This is a genomic window from Providencia sp. PROV048 (genome assembly GCF_033688165.1).
Classification (GTDB): domain Bacteria; phylum Pseudomonadota; class Gammaproteobacteria; order Enterobacterales; family Enterobacteriaceae; genus Providencia; species Providencia hangzhouensis.
The window spans coordinates 2,395,589-2,414,587 of record NZ_CP096360.1 but is presented as its reverse complement, the minus strand read 5'-3'; the positions used below and the strand labels follow the sequence as shown (position 1 = coordinate 2,414,587).

The following is an 18,999-nucleotide window of genomic DNA, read 5'->3' as shown; positions in this document are numbered from 1 at the left end:
ACCTATCAATTTTTATAAATTATTATTGCGATGCTATGACGTTAATCATATAGCATTTCAAAAGCAATTAATGCAGAAAAAACACCAGGTATGAGTGGGCCGGACGTTCGGATAGCTGAGACATAATAAGTTAAGTTATTTTGGCCTGATGCAATTAACGTTGGGTTACTTTCTTTACCTATTGGTAATATTTTCCCTGCTGAATTTGCTACTTGCAACCCAAAGCCGTATGCCCCGTTGACTCGAATAATATTCGAATATTCAGGTTCACTTACTGCTAAAAATTTAACTTTGACCGCAGGCTGTGTGCTACTCCATACCGTTTTTCCAGTTTGGAAATTTTGAAGCTCACTTTGAACTTGCAGGCAATTTAACAACTCAATTTGGAATGGAATAGGCTGCATCACTTGCTCAGAAGAATTTAAATCACTGAATGATATATTTCCTAGTGAAATTGATTGGTTACTAGATTTCATGGCTAATTCGCATGGGTTTTCAGTTAAAGAACCTGAAACATGAATGACTCCATGCTGGCCATCAACCTCCCAACCATCTGTAGGCCTAAACAGATTATTATTGCCAGCAGTTGCCGGCAATACTGTGGCTAAGCAAAGTGAAATGACCACATGTTTTGAACGTAGCCAGTGGTATATTCTTAAGCTCATAAATATGTCCTCATTTAGCTTTATATTCCTTTGCTATTTATTTAATGATCTTTTTTAGTAACAGAGCAGATTGTATTTTTACAATCAAAGACTAATTTTGGACGACCACCATAGTCATTAATATAAGTAATTACGGGGGTGTTACCTAGTTGCTCATTTGTCATTCCAATATTGATTTCACTAAAGGGTGCAATCATAATTGGAGTAAATTCTTTTGCATCTGTATTTTCATGAGCACCTGCATTAATTATTGTGATATAATAAGGTGTTGGGTTTTTAATAAAAACTAGGTTCCCTTTTTTTTCAAGTAGCAATTTTTCTTGCCAAGGTGCACTATTTTGCTGAGGTGCAATTGCTTCAGGGCGATAAAATAACTTTATTTTTGTTTGTAATGCAATCTGTAAAGTGTTTGGTTTATCACTCTTAGGTGGGATCTCTCGCATATTAAAATAAAATAATGATTCTCTATCCTGAGGTAAATTTTTTATATCAGGTAGAGCTTCAATTTTCATTTGACTGGATTTTCCTGGTTCTAATCGCTGAACCGGTGGTAATACAATCAATGGTGATGTTATTTTTTTACTTTCTTCATTTTCAATCCAACCTTGAGCAAGATAAGGAAGTTGCTTATTATTATTGTTAATATTTAAAGAGATTGACTTGTTCTCTCCATCAAAGATAACTCTTGTTCTATCTAATGAAACTGCAGCCTCTGAAAAACCACTTAGGGCTAATGACCCTAAAAAAACATTTGTTAATATTTTTTTGATATTCACTTGGTTATTACCTTTATACATTAATTTCATCTATTTAAATTAAATAATTATTTGTTTTTTACTACCTAGTTACAAGGAAGTAATAAATTGTCTTGAACTTCTCGATTCATTAATTCAGAAGGAAAAGTTATTTCACATGACATATTTTTACCCCATGTTATATTCATTGTTTCTGAAGGATGAACACCACTAATATAAGTATTACCTAAATCGCCTACAATCCCGACATTTTGCTTTTTATGGTTTGTTACTTGGGCCCCTAATGGTGGATGAGAACCATCAGTAAGTACGATAACAGCCATAACTTTTTGACCTGAAATAACTGAAAATGAGCGATATCCAATGGCACCTTCAGTCAATGTTGCTTGAATAACGGATTGTTGGGCGTCAATGTCATCAGGCAGTTTATTTAAATCAATTTGTGCTTTATTTCGATAGTAACTACTGACATCTGAAATAACTGCTTTCCCAAATCGGTTTGATTCAACAGGAACGCCAATACCGCGAATTGTAATATTTGAAACATTATCAGTATCAACTAATATACGAGCTCCACCAAGATTATTTATTCTATGGGCAACAATACCTTTTCCTGTCAAAGTCAAACCACCAGAAGTGGAAAGACCAAAAGCACTATATTGGTTATTTATATGGTTTGCATTAACTGACCAGCGAGCGCTATCTCCTTGGTGCGAAATAAAAGCACTTGCAGTTCCACCTTTTCGATTTGCACCTGCACTGACCTGATAATTTGTTCTATCATCTAATCTGTCATAATAAGAAACACGATTAGTCGTATCATAGCGGCTTGTATTCATCGAATAACCCACATTCGCTCCGTTGCTTAGTGGGAAAGATAATGATACATAAGCGCTATCATCGGTTACACCATTATAAAAACTACGATTTGCAGATAAGCTAATACTCATATTTTTTATTGGGCCAATATCCATATATTTGGATAGCATTAAACTGTAATAATCATTATCTTTTTTATCCCAATACGTCTGATGGTTATAATTTAAATATAATGATAATCCTATATCCTGAAAATTTTTATTGACTGATATGGTGTATAGCTCTTTACTTCCATAATTACGTAGTCCTGTTTTTTGAGTATTTAAGAATTCACTCATACTCATATAACTTCGTTCTGAAAAGCGATAACCTGCGAATTGTATTTGGCTATCGAATTCTTCAAATCGTTTAGAATAGTTTATTCGGTATGAGCTGCCACTTAATGTTCCTTCACCGGGTAAACGGGCAATAGACTGAGTAACATCAAATGAAAGAGCACCGAGTGCGAGCAAATCTCGCCCAAATCCCATTGATAATGCATTATAATTTTGGCTATTTAAACTACCACCAATTAAAGACCAACCATTGCTTATGCCCCAAGAAAATTCACCTGTAATGAAATTTTCCCCTTCACTTTGGCGATCAATATTCGTTGGCTGGCCTAGTGCAAATTTATATTGAACTTGTCCAGGTCTTGTTAGATAAGGCAAATTTGCAGTATCAACTTGAAATTCTTGAATAGAACCATCTTGCTCTTTTATGGCAACATTGAGCGTTCCAGTTATGGCGTCACTTAAATTTTGGATACGAAAAGGACCCGGCGCAACTTGAGTTTCATACAATATCCGTCCTTGTTGCATAACAGTGACTGTAGCATTACTTTGTGCTATTCCTGTTATTTCTGGGGCATATCCACGTAAGTTCGGTGGTATCATGCTTAACTCAGATTGTAAGCTAGCGCCAATAAATCTAAAACCATCAAAAATATTTGAGGCCAAATAATCCTCACCCAGTACGAGTTTAGCCTTTAATTCAGATAGAGCTCGGTAGGCGTAAAAACGATTCCATGTGAAATCAGATTGGTGACGGCCTTGACTTCCTGTCGTATGGTTATATTGACTTTGCCAATCAGCTCTAAATCGCCAAGCACCTAAATTGATACCAGCTACACCATTACTATTTACTGAAGATGAATTCGGTCCCCCATTATAGGAATTTGTGGAATTTGCATTCAGATTATAATCAATAAGTAAAGCTGATATTCCATTGTCCCAGCGAGAAGGGGGATCCCAGTTTTCTGACGTGTATTCTAAGTAGGCTTGAGGAATACTGACATATAAAGATGACGTAGCTAAATCACCACGTAGTAGTAATCCCGGCAAACTATTCTCATTAAGGCATTGTCCTTCATGCCACCATGTTAATTTTTTCTGTGACTCTGAAGTAAGCGCGAGCAGTTTAACGTGTTCTGGGGATAAACAAGGCTGACTTTCATCAGGATCGTTCTCACCAGAATAATAGGGGATGTTAATATCAGATATTTGTTCATTATTAACTTTTAAAGTGAAATTATAAACCCCAGGCATAATATAACCGGCGCGTGAGAATTGGTTTAAATCAATGTTATTTTTGTCTTCTAAATCTAAAACATCAGTATTGAATTCAATATAATTATTCGCATTGCTCGTTAAAGTCACACAACTGACTGTTAACCCAATAAGAATACTTAACAATTTTAATTTTGGTGTGTAAATAGGTAACGAAGACATAAAAACATTCCTAAAATATAGCAATAATTTATTTATTATTAGTAATAATCCAGTTTGAAACGGATCGATGTCTGATACTGTCCAGCACGTAACGGTGTGTCATTTGAAACAACTTTTAACTGATAATTCAGAATATATTTCCCAGGTTTTATACTTTTCGGTAATGTTTTTTTTCCTGGATAAATATATTCTCCATTCGATTCAGTTAATAATAATGCTATCCCTTGTGCAGAACCCGATACCGAAAAATAATCCCCATTAACAGGCCCATCAAATGAAATTTCAAATGTTTTCCAAAGTTCGCCTGTATAAGATGTTAGTCTGCAACCAATTAATGTAATAAAAAAATCCTGTGCCTGTCCTTGTCCTTCTTGCTGTATTAATGACAGTGGTAATATACCCATATCAATGGATTGTTCATAAGAACCAGTATCAATACTACACGCTGTATCCATAATGCTACCTTGCATTATCAAATCCATTGAACTCTTTGCAAAAGCACATTTAAAAAAGGGTAATAGTAAGAAAAAACACAATGACAAAATAGTTTCTTTTTTCTTTGTTATCATATTGTAACCATATAAAATATACACCACGAGATTTATTAACCTCGTGGTGAGATAGCATTTTATAAAAAATTATTTAATTATATGCTAATGTAAAGTTAGTGACTGCTTGGAATTTTCCTGGTGTTACTGGAATAACTTTGCTTTGTGCATCAACTAACTTAAGCCCAATTAAGGATGCTTGGAATTTTAATGTATTATTTCCTTCAACATAATTTTGCTTTGCGCTAGAGTTAACTTTAATTTGAGCGCCTGATGAATTCATGATCTTCACTGCGGCACCTGTAGCATCACCTGTAATCTGTAAATAACCAGTATCTTTCCCTGCCTCAGTTCCCTTGAAAGTGACAGCAACTTGATTATCACCTTTCAGGTTACAACCTTCCAATTTAATCTGGAACGGTTGTGCAGAGGATTCACCACCATTATCTAAAGTTACATTAGATACTTGGCCTAATGGAACTTCTTGATTCTCTTCACCAGGAGCAATAGAGCATGGCGCTTCAATAATAGAACCAGAAAATGTTACCGTACCACTCCCTTGATCAACAGCTAAAGCAGATGTACTCATTAAACCAGAAATCATAGTTGCTAAAATAATTTTTTTCATTTTTTCCTCAAACGATAAGTATAGATATACATATAAATATTTATATGCATTTTTTAAATAAAAAATATTTAAATAAAATATATTTAAATGGACTAATAAAAATAAATTGTATCAGAGGCTGATATCTTATTTTTTAAAGAAGTTACATCATCCGAAGGGGATTTTTGAACTTCAGCAATAATAAGCTTAATGACTCTTTCAAATGGACAATCGAGTGCTACGCTTAAATTAAATAACATATCAATACTAATTTTATTTATTCCACGTTCATAACGTGACATTTGTTGCTGTGAAACATTTACTTGTTTTGCTAGTTCACAAGCAGAAATACCATTCTCTTTACGTATTTTTCTTATAACTAATCCACAGTAAATAGAAAATAGATTATCTTGTGTTTCATATTTGGATATGACTCTATTAACTTTACTCATAATTAATAACAAGGTCTCAGTTTAATAATTTATAATTTGTTGTGCTCTTATATATTCCCTTTAAGTTCTTACAATTATAATGAGTAGCATTTTTTAAATCAAACCACGAAAAAGAATAGAGTCTATTTAACTGGCTATATTTACACTTTTTACAATTCAGTTGTTTTTCTTATCTAACAATAAGTTATAAACATTTAAAGTTTTTAACAATTTTTTTAAAATCAAATTTAGAAGTTAGCTTGTTAGTTTATTAGGCTTGGTTTGACGTGAAAAAAAGTATTTTTATCTGAAATTAACAAATTTTAATAAATCCTCTTAAATTGTAACAAAATAACTCAATTTCAATCAAAAACACACACATAAGGAGTGATTGTGTAATTTGAAAAACGAAAGAATTTAGAAAAAAGGCAATAAAATCAATTGATTGATTAATACTCTTATTTGGAGTAAAAATCTACAAAAAAATACAATTAAATCATTATAGTAGCTAGCAGAGATGATGTGTGGCTTCTTATCATTACATCAATAGCCTTACTTATCTAAATATTTATACCTTCATAGCCGAGACACTATAGGGTTCTATCTGCTTAAATTTTTTGTTACGGGCTCTTCTAGCTTACTTTATATCTAGTAAGAGAGTTACTGCAGAGTAGTAAACAAGTACGGATATGTGTCGTTTTTACCATAATGTTTTATTTTAAGATATGACTTAGGGCGGTCATTAGTCTGATATTTTTTAACTTGGCTTTGTTAGCCTGTAAATTCAAATTGTTATGAAAGTAAGCTAGATTCTATTTATTTAGAAAGAGAAGGAGAACCAATAGTGAGTTTTTATGATATAACAGGAGGGAAAACAGCATAGTATTATATTTATAAATTAAATATTATGCTGTTTTTTGATTAATGATACTTTTTAGTTGGGTGCAAATCTAAAATATAGGCTTACACATTAAACAAAAAGTTGAGTACATCGCCGTCTTTCACGATGTAATCTTTTCCTTCTGCGCGCATTTTACCTGCTTCTTTAGCACCTTGCTCGCCACGGTATTGGATAAAGTCATCAAATGCGATAGTTTGCGCGCGAATAAAACCTTTTTCGAAGTCAGTATGGATTTTACCCGCAGCTTGTGGCGCAGTTGCACCAACAGGGATAGTCCACGCACGCACTTCTTTAACACCGGCAGTAAAATAGGTTTGCAGGTTTAATAACTGATATCCAGCACGAATAACACGGTTAAGACCCGGCTCTTCAATACCTAAATCCGCCATAAATTCATCGCGTTCTTCGTCTTCAAGTTCTGCGATATCAGACTCAATCGCTGCGCAGACAGGAACAACTACAGAGCCTTCGGCTTCTGCGATTTTATACACCACATCTAAGAACGGGTTATTTTCAAAACCATCTTCATTAACGTTAGCAATGTACATGGTTGGCTTTAATGTTAAAAAGCTCAAGTAGCGGATAGCCGCTTTATCTTCATTAGATAAATCTAATGTGCGTAACATGCCTGCTTGCTCTAAGTGCGGCAAACATTTCTCTAATGCTTCTAATTCCGCTTTTGCGTCTTTATCGCCGCCTTTTGCACGTTTTTGGACACGGTGAATAGCGCGCTCACAAGTATCAAGGTCAGCAAGTGCTAATTCAGTATTAATGACTTCAATATCTGCGGCAGGGTCAACTTGGCCTGCAACGTGAATGATATTGTCGTTTTCAAAACAACGAACAACATGGCCAATGGCTTCGGTTTCACGGATATTCGTTAAAAATTGGTTACCTAGGCCTTCACCTTTGGATGCACCTTTCACTAAGCCCGCGATATCAACGAATTCCATAGTCGTTGGTAATATACGCTGTGGCTTCACAATTTCAGCTAATTGATCAAGACGTGGGTCTGGCATTGGCACAACACCCGTGTTTGGTTCAATTGTACAGAAAGGGAAGTTGGCTGCTTCGATGCCGGCTTTGGTCAATGCATTAAATAGGGTGGATTTACCCACGTTAGGCAGACCAACGATACCGCATTTAAAACCCATATGTTTCTCACCTTAATAGCAAGGGGCAGCCTCACGCTGCACCCAATGTTTAGAAATTGGCGCTGATTATACACAAAAAGTTGATTCGGATGAAATGAACTCTTATGCGGTTGCTTTAAAACCATGTAAACGATTGATGGCTTTGTCCATCCCATCAGCCAGGAGAATATCTGTGCACCTAGCTGCTTCATCAATCGCATCATCAATGAGCTTTTGTTCAGATAAAGGCGGTTTGCCCAAAACAAAACCAACAACTTTATTTTTATCACCCGGATGACCAATACCAATGCGTAAACGATAAAAATTCGGGTTATTGGCGAATTTGCTTTGAATATCTTTCAACCCATTGTGCCCGCCATTACTGCCTCCTAACTTCATTTTAGCCACACCTGGTGGTAAATCGAGCTCATCATGGGCGACTAAGATCTCATCGAGATTGATGCGATAAAAATTAGCTATAGCGGCAACAGATTTACCACTTAGATTCATAAATGTGGTTGGAACCAGCAGACGGATATCGTTACCGTTCATATTAATGCGAGCGGTATAACCAAAAAATTTAGCTTCTTCTTTCAATGGCTGATTATGGCGCTCAGCCAGTAAATCAACATACCATGCACCTGCATTATGGCGCGTTTGTGCATATTCAGCACCTGGATTGGCAAGTCCAACAATTAACTTAATTTTGCTCACGGCGATGATTTCACTATCAGTTATGAAAATAATGCCTTAGTTTACCTTGTGAAATACAGGATGTACAAAATTGTGATAGATAAAAGTCACTATGATTATAATTGCCGAATAAACTATTCGGATTTTCTGGGTTTTTGATAAAAAGCACTTTTTGTACAGATATTCTTGCTAACTTCCTTCCTTGTGATGTCTATCGCAAAAAATTTTACTTAATGCACTATAATCATTACATAAATATAAAGTATGACCGAATTTATTTACACATGCTTGCTTATCAGTTTACTGGTACTGGAGGTATATATGAAACGGAAAAGCGCTCATCTTCTTGGTAATGTCTTCATGGGAATCGGAATGGTGTTGATGATCGGGAGTATTGGTGTCAACTTATTCTCTCATATTGTTAACTTAGGCCTTTCAGAACTTATTACCAATGGTTCCTTATTCGGCATTTTTATCGGTGCGATGGTATGGTTAGTCGGTGCAAGGATCGGCGGCCGTGAAAAAGTTGCAGACCGTTACTGGCAGTTAAAACAACAATATCATTCACGCAGAGATAATCACCGCTATCCATAAATAGCCTAGAGCAATTAATTGCTGATAATGGTGAATAAGTTTGATAATTAGGCATTAAGAAGAGTGAAATTCCAAAGAATTTTGCTCTTTTGTCGTGAAGATTGTGAGTTATTTTAGATGGCTATTTTTATCGTTTTATTACGTGAAATCACCACTATGATTGGCGATAGAATATAAACATAGGCATCGATGGTTTCTTTCCTGCAAAATCATAAAGCCCCTGCAAATTACATTGCAGGGGCTTATATTTTTTATTGTGACTTTTTCATTATGGTTGAACGCTAAAACCCAATATTGGAGAATTAGTGCTCAAACATTGCTGAAATTGACTCTTCGTTGCTGATACGACGGATAGCTTCAGCTAACATACCTGAAAGCGTTAAGGTGCGAACATTGCTCAGCGCCTTGATTTCAGGAGAAAGAGGTATAGTGTCACAAACAATGACTTCATCAATGACTGAATTTTTGATGTTGTCTACAGCATTACCTGAGAAAATCGGGTGTGTTGCGTATGCAAATACACGTTTAGCACCACGTTCTTTCAGTGCTTCAGCTGCTTTACACAGAGTACCACCGGTATCAATCATATCGTCCACTAAGATGCAATCACGACCTGAAACATCACCAATGATATGCATAACTTGAGAAACGTTCGCACGTGGGCGGCGTTTGTCAATAATGGCCATATCAGTGTCATTCAGGAGTTTTGCGATAGCTCTAGCACGTACCACGCCGCCGATGTCTGGAGATACAACGATTGGGTTTTCCAAATTCTTCTGTAACATATCTTCCAGAAGAATAGGGCTACCAAATACATTATCCACAGGAACATCAAAGAAGCCCTGGATCTGCTCTGCGTGTAAATCGACAGTGAGCACACGGTCTACACCTACACTTGACAGAAAATCGGCAACAACTTTAGCGGTGATTGGTACACGGGCAGAACGTACGCGACGATCCTGTCTTGCATAACCGAAGTAAGGGATAACAGCGGTAATACGACCAGCAGATGCACGGCGTAGCGCATCGACCATAACAACCAGTTCCATCAGGTTATCATTGGTTGGTGCACAAGTTGACTGGATGATAAAAATATCACCACCGCGAACATTTTCATTAATTTGAACACTGACTTCGCCGTCGCTAAAACGACCAACAGCCGCGTCTCCAAGATTAGTGTAAAGGCGGTTAGCAACACGTTGTGCTAGTTCCGGTGTAGCGTTACCAGCAAAAAGCTTCATATCGGGCACGAGAAAAACCTCAGGCTTGCGTCCAGAGAGATATTGTTGACCAATAGCGACAAGGCTTATTGGTGCAATACACGGGTTATCCCAGCGCGGAACTTGTGCAGTGGGGAAACGTTAACGCCTTGAGCGACGAACCCTTGCACCCACGATGGGGCTTTATTTAACACCTGCAGGGCATCCGCTTGTGTTTCAAATTCAGAAAAAACACATGCGCCTGTTCCTGTAAGGCGAGACGGAGCATATTCTAACAGCCAAGAAACAAGCTGTTCAACCTCACGAAAACGTTTTCTTGCGATTGGTTCACAGTCATTTGCGTACGGAGCCAGTAATAATGCGGCTAGGGAGCGTTTTGGAGAATTTCGATTTAATTGTGGATCTGTGAAGATCATCGGGGTTGATATTTCAATTCCAGGATGAGCGACGAGATACCATTTCTCTTCAGGGGAAGCTTTGGTTAAAATATCACCAATCCCTTCAGCGAAAGCGGCATGTCCACGAACAAACACTGGAACATCAGCACCTAATGATGCACCTAATTCTGCAAGGACTTCATCAGAAACCTGTGTTTTCCAATGTTCGTTAAGCGCAATTAAGGTTGTTGCTGCGTTTGATGAGCCCCCACCAATACCACCGCCCATGGGCAATACTTTATGAATACAAATATCAGCCCCTAATGGGCCATAGTGCTGTAAGGTATCGCGGCAATAGGATTGTAATAATTTAGCTGCCCGTAAAATTAGGTTTTTTTCGGGGGGAACCCCTTGCATGTCAGTCAATAAATTCAGTTGGTCGTCATCACGTGCTGTAATGGTGATTTCATCGCCATAATCAACAAATTGAAATAGAGTTTGTAATTCATGGTAGCCATCAGAGCGTTGGCCTGTGATGTACAAAAAAAGATTTAATTTTGCCGGAGATGGCCATGTTAACGTCATTTCTTCAGTGTCCAACTATCCATTTTTAATTTGATAAGCCTGTCCCCTTGGCGTAGCTCTAGGTAGTTTGGCAGCATAGGTACCGTTTTGCTGTCATACGAAATGTAGTTGAGCTGCCAAGTTTCACCATTGCTTTTAAACGTGACACTTTTCAGCAGGTGGTTTTCATCTAAGGTAAAGTCTGTTGCACGTCCCGGTGAGCCTGTTAACCATGCAGTTAGGTCATCAATTGGAATTTCCATACCAGTAAGTTGATAGATAAGCTCGCTTGGAACGTCACTCATATGGGTTTGGCCATCTTTAGTGGTTAACCGAGCTAAATCAGGTTCAACGGTAAGCTCAAGTTCGCGGCTACCTAATGGGTTGGTCAGCAACAAACGGTACTTTTCAGGTGTATATTGTTGCCAGAAAAACTTAGCATACGTTTTTGTTTCTCCGCCGTTATAGGCAAATGATCCACGGGTTTGGTAGTCACGTAACTGACTTAATTCCTGTTGATGTGCTTTCCATTTCGCATCGGATGCGGAGCTGGTTCCTTTTGTGGTCGTTTGTGACGTTGTCACGCATGCGGTTAGCAAGACGCATGAAAGTGGCAATAGGCGAAAAAAATGCTTATTTATGTGCATAAAGGGCAAAGTTTGAGTTAATTGCATATCAAATCTCAAAGTTGTATTGGGCGCTGATAGCAGTCTCTAATTGAGTTACTTGCATTTAAAAAAGTTCAGTTTAGCGCGTTAAGGCCATCAGAGTCATCTATTACACTAGATGATATACCTTGCGGATAAAAACCTGTAAGTGATTTACCGTTTGTATACAAATAACATAGTGTATTGACAGGGAAAATGGTTCCTTAAAAATGTTATTAGGCCAATCCAGTTTGGGTTCATGTGGCGTTAAGTTATCAGGATAGACCTCACCAGTCACCATTTGCTTTCTGTGCGAAATAATTGCATTCTCTATGCATCTTATTGTAGTTAATTTATCATTGTAAATAATGATATGGCTGATAATCAGTTTCATATAGCATAAATAAACGATAAAATTACGATCAGTTGTGATTGGTAAAATAACCATTACGTCTGTTTTTTCGGTTTATTTTTTGGCGTGGGTCATCTTTCTGAAGGATAGGCTTATGTAAACCGTAGAAAGAGAGACGCGGATCATCTACAATAGAACAATATAAATAACAGTATTGCTAAATTGGTGGGGAATACCCATCGAGCATTACTGAAAATAATTAGCACTGTAAGCAATGTGAGTAAGTCGTAAAGCACAATGACCTTATTAGCCTTAGGCATCAACCATAAAACAGCACCAGTAGCCCTGCGTGAGCGGGTGACATTTGGTCCTGAAAAAATTGACCATGCACTTGAGGAACTTCTCAAACAGCCTCAAGTGAATGGTGGCGTTGTGCTGTCTACCTGTAATAGAACTGAGCTTTACTTGAGCCTTGAATCACAAGAACGAGCTCAAGAACAGCTAGTAAAATGGTTGTGTGATTTTCATGGTATAACCCAAAAAGATTTACAGCCAAGTTTATATTGGCACCAAGACGACCGAGCGGTGAGCCACCTAATGCGTGTGGCGAGTGGCTTGGATTCATTAGTTTTGGGAGAGCCACAAATATTAGGGCAAGTAAAAAAGGCGTTTGCACTTTCGCAAGGTAACCATTCGTTATCAAGCGAACTTGAGCGTCTTTTCCAAAAATCATTTTCTGTTGCAAAACGTGTGCGTACAGAAACCGATATTGGAGCGAATGCAGTTTCTGTGGCATTTGCTGCTTGTACACTTGCTCGTCAAATATTTGAATCACTTAAGCATTTAAATATTTTGTTAGTTGGCGCAGGGGAAACTATTGAACTTGTGGCTCGTCATTTGCGCGAACACGGCGTACAAAAAATGATGATAGCTAACCGAACACGTGAACGTGCGGAGCTATTGGCCAATGAGGTGAATGCACAAGTTATTTCGTTATCGGATATTGATAACCGTTTAGCTGAAGCGGATATTGTCATTAGTTCAACGGCGAGTCCTTTACCCATTATAGGGAAAGGGATGGTCGAGCGTGCTATGAAAATACGTCGTAGTAAGCCGATGTTATTAATTGATATTGCCGTTCCTCGTGATATCGAACAAGATGTTGAAAAATTAAGAGATGTTTATCTCTATACTGTGGATGATTTGGAATCTATCATTGCACAGAACCTTGCTCAGCGAAAAGCCGCAGCCGTTGAAGCTGAATACATTGTTGAGCAAGAAAGTAGCCACTTTATGGATTGGTTGCGCTCACAAGCGGCAGTGTCTACAATTCGCGATTACAGAGAACAAGCTGAGGCCATTCGGGCAAATATGACTGAAAAAGCGTTGACGGCTATCCGTCAAGGTGCAGACCCTGAGCAAGTGATCATGCAATTATCGCAACAATTAACCAACCGCCTTATTCACGCTCCAACCAAATCTTTGCAGCAAGCTGCAGGAAATGGGGATGTAGAGCGTCTAAATCTACTTAGGGACAGCTTAGGGCTGGACCATCAATAACCACATTTTAATCATAGGTCTTATATAACGAATGAAGCCTTCTATTGTCGCAAAACTAGAAGCATTACAAGAACGCTACGAAGAAATTGAAGCGCACCTTGCTGATGCAGGTGTAATTGCCGATCAAGACCGTTTTCGTGCTTTATCAAAAGAATATGCTCAATTGTCTGATGTCGCTAAATGCTTTAGCGCATGGCGCACAGTACAGGATGACATCGAAACAGCTGAAATGTTGTTAGACGATCCTGAAATGAAAGAAATGGCTCAAGAAGAGCTTAAAGAAGCCAAAGCGCGCAATGAAGAGCTCGAACAGCAATTACAATTGTTATTGCTTCCGAAAGATCCTGATGATGAATATAACTGCTTCGTTGAAATCCGTGCGGGAGCAGGGGGAGACGAAGCGGCAATTTTTGCGGGTGATTTATTCCGTATGTATAGCCGCTATGCAGAAAACAACCGCTGGCGCGTTGAATTAATGAGCACGAGTGATGGTGAACATGGCGGTTTTAAAGAAGTTATCGCGAAAATTTCCGGTGATAGCGTTTATGGTCGCTTAAAGTTTGAGTCAGGCGGTCATCGTGTTCAACGTGTCCCTGAAACTGAATCTCAAGGCCGTATCCACACTTCTGCTTGTACTGTGGCTATTTTACCTGAACTGCCAGAAGCTGAGTTACCTGAAATCAGCCCTGCGGACTTACGTATTGATACCTTCCGTTCATCAGGAGCGGGTGGTCAGCACGTTAACACCACAGATTCTGCAATTCGTATTACCCATATTCCAACAGGTATCGTTGTTGAGTGCCAAGATGAACGTTCACAACATAAAAACAAAGCGAAAGCGATGTCTGTGTTAGGTGCACGTATTCGCCAAGCAGAAATGGATAAACGCCAAGCCGCGGAAGCCTCTGAACGTCGTAACCTGTTGGGTTCTGGTGACCGTTCTGACCGTATTCGTACCTATAATTTCCCTCAAGGCCGAGTGACTGACCACCGTATCAACTTAACGTTATACCGTTTGGATGAAGTGATGGAAGGAAAACTGGATTCACTTATCCAACCTATCATCAATGAATACCAGGCAGACCAACTTTCTGCGTTGTCTGAGCAGGAATAATGCAATATATCGAATGGGTCAAGCAGGCAGCGAATCGGCTGTCTGCAAGTGACAGTGCAAAGCGAGACGCTGAAATTTTACTGGAACATGTCACAGGCCGCAGTCGTACCTATCTTTTTGCTTTTGGTGAAACAGAACTCAAAGCCGAAGAATTCCAACAAGCTGAATTACTTTTACAACGCCGTGAGAAAGGTGAGCCTATCGCCTATATTATCGGTGAACGTGAGTTCTGGTCTCTTCCTCTTTATGTCTCTCCTGCAACACTAATACCTAGGCCAGATACTGAATGCATTATTGAACAAGCATTATCTAGGCTAACAGAGCAAAAAAATCAAATTTTAGATTTAGGCACTGGGACAGGGGCGATTGCATTGGCTTTGGCGTCAGAGATGCAACAAAGTCAGGTTATTGGTGTTGATTTTAACCCTGATGCAGTTGCTTTAGCACAACGAAATCAGCAGCGTTTGAATATTTCAAATGTCAAATTTATACAAAGTAATTGGTTTTCTTCACTATCAATTCAACAATTTGATATGATTATCAGTAATCCACCCTATATTGATGAAAATGATATGCACCTCAGTGAAGGTGATGTGCGATTTGAGCCGTTAACCGCTCTTGTGGCGAAGGATGAAGGCTTAGCTGATTTAATGCATATCATTAAAGAATCTAAAAAGTATCTTAAAAATCAAGGGTGGTTGCTTCTTGAGCATGGCTGGACACAAGGTCTTGCGGTGCGTGATTTATTTAAAGTACATGGGTACACCAAAATTGAGACTTGTCTTGATTATGGTGGAAGAGAGCGAATTTCACTCGGTCAATGGAATGGTTAAGTGGCGTAGCAGTGGGAATGTAATGAAAACCATAGCGAATATAGAGTTTAATCAACTCCCTTTAAGTGAAGGGATCATGACTGTGTCACAATGTATCCGTCATGATTTCCCGCTGATGAAAGTGCAAGCTCAGTTAGATAGCTTAGTATCATCAGCCAAGTCTTGTATCGATTTAACTGCTGATAATGAAACAAAAATTCAGCAATTGACTTCACTTTTCTACCAAGAATGGTCGTTTGGTCCAGCTGAAGGAATTTATTTGTTATCGGATATGCTGTGGTTAGATAAAGTATTGTCATCTAAGCAAGGTACGCCAGTGACACTCGGTGCTATCTTCTTGTATGTTGCCGAACGCCTTGGTATTGCGATTTATCCCGCTATTTTTCCTACGCAATTATTATTTATCAGTGAAAGAAATGATGGTAGCCAATGGGTAATTAACCCTGTTAATGGCGAATCTTTATCATTACACACATTAAATTTATGGCTCAAAGGAACAGTTGATCCTTTTTCTGAATTTTACCATGACCAACTGGATGTAGCAGAAAACAGCGTTGTCATTCGTAAAATTTTTGACACATTAAAAGCGTCATTAATGGAAGAGAAAAAGATGGAATTAGCGTTGCGGGTTTGTGAAACGCTTCTGACTCTTGACCCTGAAGACCCTTACGAAATTCGTGACCGAGGGTTAATTCTGGCACATTTAGACTGTAATCATGTGGCATTGAGCGATCTCAATTATTTTATTGAGCATTGCCCAGAAGACCCTGTTTCTGAAATGATTAAAATACAAATTTATTCGCTGGATAACCATCCGGTCGTATTACATTAATTAACATACAGGCCTATCCCCTGTTTTAATATTTAAGGTAAGAGTATGCAACAGAAAGTAGTCAATATTGGTGATATCAATGTCGCGAACGACTTGCCGTTTGTGTTATTTGGTGGAATGAATGTATTAGAATCCCGCGATATGGCGATGAAAGTGTGTGAGCATTATGTCACGGTGACACAAAAGCTGGGAATTCCTTATGTTTTTAAAGCGTCATTTGATAAAGCAAATCGCTCATCAATCCACTCTTATCGTGGCCCTGGTCTTGAAGAAGGAATGAAAATATTCCAAGAGTTGAAACAAACATTTGGCGTAAAAATCATTACTGATGTTCATGAGCCAGCACAGGCCGCCCCTGTTGCTGAAGTCGTTGATGTTATCCAATTACCTGCGTTCTTAGCACGCCAAACAGATTTAGTTGCGGCAATGGCTAAAACAGATGCAGTAATTAATATTAAAAAACCACAGTTTATCAGCCCAGGGCAAATGGGGAATATCGTCGAGAAATTTATCGAAGGCGGTAATGATAAAATTATTCTTTGCGACCGCGGTGCGAACTTTGGTTATGACAATCTAGTGGTTGATATGCTTGGCTTTAATGTCATGGTCCAAGCATCAAAAGGCTGTCCTGTCATTTTCGACGTAACCCATGCACTGCAATGCCGCGACCCGTTCGGTGCAGCATCTGGTGGCCGTCGTGGCCAAGTTGCTGAGTTGGCAAGAGCTGGAATGGCGGTTGGAATAGCAGGTTTATTCCTTGAAGCGCATCCAGACCCAGACAACGCACGTTGCGATGGCCCATCAGCACTGCCATTAGATAAGCTGGAGCCATTCCTGAAACAAATGAAAGCAATTGACGAAGTTGTAAAAAGCTTCCCAGAGTTAGATACAAGTCGCTAAGTTAGGCGGTTTATGCAACTCACTGAAGTCGTTTCTATGTTCGGCGCTGATTTACAGCGCCGATATGGTGAAAAAATCTATAAAATCACCTTACATGGTGGCTTTAATTGCCCGAACCGTGATGGCACCCTTGGGCGAGGAGGCTGCACTTTTTGTAATGTGGCCTCTTTTGCTGATGAAAGTCAGTCATCTCAAACTATTAGTGAACAAATTCACCAACAGATCACCCGAATTTCCCGCGCAAAACGTTATTTAGCTTATTTTCAAGCCTATACCAGCACTTATGCCGAAGTGAGCCTATTAAAACAACTTTATGAAGAAGCCTTACTGCAAGCCGATATTGTTGGTTTATGCGTAGGAACTCGCCCTGACTGTGCCCCTGAATCCGTTTTGTCTTTGTTAGGCCAGTATCAACAGAAAGGCTATGAAATATGGCTTGAGCTAGGTTTACAAAGTGCTCATGATAAAACGCTACATCGTATTAATCGTGGACATGGTTTTGATGCATACCGACAGACAACGCAAAAAGCCCGTAGCCTTGGATTAAAAGTGTGTACGCATTTGATTTGTGGATTACCCGGGGAAAATGGCCAAATGAACATGGAAACACTTGATAAAGTGCTTGAATGCGGAACGGATGGTATCAAATTACATCCGTTACATATTGTTGAAGGCAGTGTGATGGCCAAAAGTTGGCGAACAGGGCGCTTGGCAACGCTTTCTCTTGATGAATATACCCAAACTGCTGGTGAAATGGTACGCCATACTCCAACTGACATTGTCTACCACCGTATCAGTGCAAGTGCAAGAAAGCCAACTTTGCTCGCCCCGAACTGGTGTGAAAATCATTGGGTGGGAATGAATAATTTATATCAATATTTCTTAAAATGGGGAGGGCAAGGCTCCGCGCTTTGACTTCTTTAATGAGAACAACTATGAAATCAAATTTTTATAAAGCTATTATCGTTTCATCTTTAATTACGTTTTCTTTTCAAGCTGCCGCTCAACTTGATATTACTCCTGGAGATAAACAAAAATTTGTACAAACTCACCAAAAAGCAGTCAAGAAAGATGCCCTTGCTCAGTACCAACTTGCTCAAATGTATTTTTCCGGTTTAGGTGTCCTACAAAATTTTAATAGTGCGCGTTTATGGGCAAATGAAGCGGCAAAAAACGGTAATGCGGATGGTTATGCATTATTGGCGGATATCAATCTATTAAGTGATAGTTACTTTTCGCAGGAATTGGCTGATGCCCGTAAATACGCGACAAAAGCGGTTGAAATGGGCAGTACGCGAGGAAAAATCAGTTTGGCAGAGTCATTGATAAACCCAATTGCAGGCAAAACGGATTATCAACAATCTATAGAACTTCTTAATGAAGTTAATGCGTTAAATAACCCGGATTATTTTATTGCTCCAATTTTGCTTGGTGTTATTTATTTAGATGGCAAAGGCGTTGCAAAAGACGAAAAGCAAGCACAGCAATGGTTTGATAAAGCAAATGAGATGACTTATCCAGGCTATGCAGAGTGGATGGCTGCGTTTAGATTTTCTGAAGATAACACAGGAACGGTGACCATCGACCAAGTTAAAGCAAAAAAATTAAGGGAAATAGCCTGCGAAAAAGGAAAAAATACAGGGAATGAGATGTTTTGTTTTAGTGAGTGATAGCTAAACCGCCAT

The 18,999-nt window shown here is 38.8% G+C and carries 19 protein-coding genes; 8 read left to right on the top strand and 11 right to left on the bottom strand.

Annotated features, from left to right (window positions below):
- Positions 1–41 precede the first annotated feature (41 nt).
- From M1F26_RS10580 to pth, 8 genes are all read right to left on the bottom strand, one after another.
- Positions 42–665: a fimbrial protein gene (locus M1F26_RS10580; RefSeq protein WP_140172369.1), complete on the bottom strand. Its 624-nt coding sequence runs from the start codon at positions 663–665 to the stop codon at positions 42–44.
- 41 nt (positions 666–706) lie between these two features.
- Positions 707–1,462, bottom strand: coding sequence for a fimbria/pilus periplasmic chaperone (locus M1F26_RS10575; RefSeq protein ID WP_227528769.1), 756 nt, complete (start codon positions 1,460–1,462; stop codon positions 707–709).
- 44 nt (positions 1,463–1,506) lie between these two features.
- Positions 1,507–4,008: an outer membrane usher protein gene (locus M1F26_RS10570; RefSeq protein ID WP_140172370.1), complete on the bottom strand. Its 2,502-nt coding sequence runs from the start codon at positions 4,006–4,008 to the stop codon at positions 1,507–1,509.
- Positions 4,009–4,046: 38 nt separating this feature from the next.
- Complete coding sequence (locus tag M1F26_RS10565) at positions 4,047–4,463, bottom strand: fimbrial protein (protein ID WP_227528768.1); 417 nt, start codon at positions 4,461–4,463, stop codon at positions 4,047–4,049.
- A 187-nt stretch (positions 4,464–4,650) separates the two neighbouring features.
- Positions 4,651–5,184 (bottom strand): fimbrial protein, encoded by a 534-nt coding sequence (locus tag M1F26_RS10560; RefSeq protein ID WP_140172372.1) that lies wholly within the window; start codon positions 5,182–5,184, stop codon positions 4,651–4,653.
- 92 nt (positions 5,185–5,276) lie between these two features.
- Positions 5,277–5,615 (bottom strand): helix-turn-helix domain-containing protein, encoded by a 339-nt coding sequence (locus M1F26_RS10555; protein WP_094962510.1) that lies wholly within the window; start codon positions 5,613–5,615, stop codon positions 5,277–5,279.
- 942 nt (positions 5,616–6,557) lie between these two features.
- The gene (gene ychF, locus M1F26_RS10550; RefSeq protein WP_094962511.1) at positions 6,558–7,649 is read right to left on the bottom strand and encodes a redox-regulated ATPase YchF; all 1,092 of its coding nucleotides are present in this window, start codon (positions 7,647–7,649) and stop codon (positions 6,558–6,560) included.
- 102 nt (positions 7,650–7,751) lie between these two features.
- Entirely contained in the window at positions 7,752–8,342 is a 591-nt protein-coding gene (pth, locus tag M1F26_RS10545; RefSeq protein WP_110591647.1) for an aminoacyl-tRNA hydrolase, read from the bottom strand.
- A gap of 300 nt (positions 8,343–8,642) precedes the next feature.
- Between pth and ychH the strand changes: the two genes are divergently transcribed.
- Entirely contained in the window at positions 8,643–8,915 is a 273-nt protein-coding gene (ychH, locus tag M1F26_RS10540) for a stress-induced protein YchH (protein ID WP_004910602.1), read from the top strand.
- Positions 8,916–9,217: 302 nt separating this feature from the next.
- Here the strand turns inward: ychH and prs are convergent, their stop codons facing one another.
- Genes prs through lolB form a run of 3 tightly spaced genes read right to left on the bottom strand, consistent with a single transcriptional unit; the run spans position 9,218 to position 11,750 of the window.
- Positions 9,218–10,165 (bottom strand): ribose-phosphate diphosphokinase, encoded by a 948-nt coding sequence (gene prs, locus M1F26_RS10535; RefSeq protein ID WP_004910604.1) that lies wholly within the window; start codon positions 10,163–10,165, stop codon positions 9,218–9,220.
- 56 nt (positions 10,166–10,221) lie between these two features.
- The gene (ispE, locus tag M1F26_RS10530) at positions 10,222–11,097 is read right to left on the bottom strand and encodes a 4-(cytidine 5'-diphospho)-2-C-methyl-D-erythritol kinase (RefSeq protein ID WP_140172373.1); all 876 of its coding nucleotides are present in this window, start codon (positions 11,095–11,097) and stop codon (positions 10,222–10,224) included.
- Positions 11,094–11,750: a lipoprotein insertase outer membrane protein LolB gene (gene lolB, locus M1F26_RS10525; protein WP_004264131.1), complete on the bottom strand. Its 657-nt coding sequence runs from the start codon at positions 11,748–11,750 to the stop codon at positions 11,094–11,096. The genes ispE and lolB overlap by 4 nt, the downstream gene beginning before the upstream one ends.
- A gap of 622 nt (positions 11,751–12,372) precedes the next feature.
- On the opposite strand from lolB, the gene hemA reads away from it, so the two are divergent.
- Genes hemA through M1F26_RS10490 form a run of 7 tightly spaced genes read left to right on the top strand, consistent with a single transcriptional unit; the run spans position 12,373 to position 18,984 of the window.
- A complete protein-coding gene (gene hemA / locus M1F26_RS10520) occupies positions 12,373–13,635 on the top strand; it encodes a glutamyl-tRNA reductase (protein ID WP_004264133.1) in 1,263 nt (420 codons plus the stop codon).
- Positions 13,636–13,666: 31 nt separating this feature from the next.
- Positions 13,667–14,749 (top strand): peptide chain release factor 1, encoded by a 1,083-nt coding sequence (gene prfA / locus M1F26_RS10515; RefSeq protein ID WP_004264135.1) that lies wholly within the window; start codon positions 13,667–13,669, stop codon positions 14,747–14,749.
- Entirely contained in the window at positions 14,749–15,582 is an 834-nt protein-coding gene (gene prmC / locus M1F26_RS10510; protein WP_094962514.1) for a peptide chain release factor N(5)-glutamine methyltransferase, read from the top strand. Before prfA ends, prmC begins: the two co-directional genes overlap by 1 nt.
- Positions 15,583–15,604: 22 nt before the next feature.
- Complete coding sequence (sirB1, locus tag M1F26_RS10505) at positions 15,605–16,414, top strand: invasion regulator SirB1 (protein WP_036958727.1); 810 nt, start codon at positions 15,605–15,607, stop codon at positions 16,412–16,414.
- Positions 16,415–16,459: 45 nt separating this feature from the next.
- On the top strand, positions 16,460–17,314 hold the full coding sequence (kdsA, locus tag M1F26_RS10500; RefSeq protein ID WP_004255137.1) for a 3-deoxy-8-phosphooctulonate synthase: 855 nt from the start codon (positions 16,460–16,462) through the stop codon (positions 17,312–17,314).
- Between the two features lie 12 nt (positions 17,315–17,326).
- A complete protein-coding gene (locus M1F26_RS10495; RefSeq protein ID WP_140172395.1) occupies positions 17,327–18,229 on the top strand; it encodes a TIGR01212 family radical SAM protein in 903 nt (300 codons plus the stop codon).
- A gap of 20 nt (positions 18,230–18,249) precedes the next feature.
- On the top strand, positions 18,250–18,984 hold the full coding sequence (locus M1F26_RS10490; protein WP_140172396.1) for a tetratricopeptide repeat protein: 735 nt from the start codon (positions 18,250–18,252) through the stop codon (positions 18,982–18,984).
- Positions 18,985–18,999: the final 15 nt, after the last annotated feature.

Coding starts and splice junctions, on each gene's coding strand:
- kdsA (WP_004255137.1), top strand. CDS start 16,460: ATGCAACAGAAAGTAGTCAATATTGGTGATATCAATGTCGCGAACGAC.
- prfA (WP_004264135.1), top strand. CDS start 13,667: ATGAAGCCTTCTATTGTCGCAAAACTAGAAGCATTACAAGAACGCTAC.
- ychH (WP_004910602.1), top strand. CDS start 8,643: ATGAAACGGAAAAGCGCTCATCTTCTTGGTAATGTCTTCATGGGAATC.
- ispE (WP_140172373.1), bottom strand. CDS start 11,097: ATGACGTTAACATGGCCATCTCCGGCAAAATTAAATCTTTTTTTGTAC.
- ychF (WP_094962511.1), bottom strand. CDS start 7,649: ATGGGTTTTAAATGCGGTATCGTTGGTCTGCCTAACGTGGGTAAATCC.
- M1F26_RS10570 (WP_140172370.1), bottom strand. CDS start 4,008: ATGTCTTCGTTACCTATTTACACACCAAAATTAAAATTGTTAAGTATT.
- M1F26_RS10575 (WP_227528769.1), bottom strand. CDS start 1,462: ATGTATAAAGGTAATAACCAAGTGAATATCAAAAAAATATTAACAAAT.
- sirB1 (WP_036958727.1), top strand. CDS start 15,605: ATGAAAACCATAGCGAATATAGAGTTTAATCAACTCCCTTTAAGTGAA.
- M1F26_RS10565 (WP_227528768.1), bottom strand. CDS start 4,463: ATGGATACAGCGTGTAGTATTGATACTGGTTCTTATGAACAATCCATT.
- M1F26_RS10495 (WP_140172395.1), top strand. CDS start 17,327: ATGCAACTCACTGAAGTCGTTTCTATGTTCGGCGCTGATTTACAGCGC.
- hemA (WP_004264133.1), top strand. CDS start 12,373: ATGACCTTATTAGCCTTAGGCATCAACCATAAAACAGCACCAGTAGCC.
- M1F26_RS10580 (WP_140172369.1), bottom strand. CDS start 665: ATGAGCTTAAGAATATACCACTGGCTACGTTCAAAACATGTGGTCATT.
- prmC (WP_094962514.1), top strand. CDS start 14,749: ATGCAATATATCGAATGGGTCAAGCAGGCAGCGAATCGGCTGTCTGCA.
- M1F26_RS10555 (WP_094962510.1), bottom strand. CDS start 5,615: ATGAGTAAAGTTAATAGAGTCATATCCAAATATGAAACACAAGATAAT.
- lolB (WP_004264131.1), bottom strand. CDS start 11,750: ATGCAATTAACTCAAACTTTGCCCTTTATGCACATAAATAAGCATTTT.
- M1F26_RS10560 (WP_140172372.1), bottom strand. CDS start 5,184: ATGAAAAAAATTATTTTAGCAACTATGATTTCTGGTTTAATGAGTACA.
- M1F26_RS10490 (WP_140172396.1), top strand. CDS start 18,250: ATGAAATCAAATTTTTATAAAGCTATTATCGTTTCATCTTTAATTACG.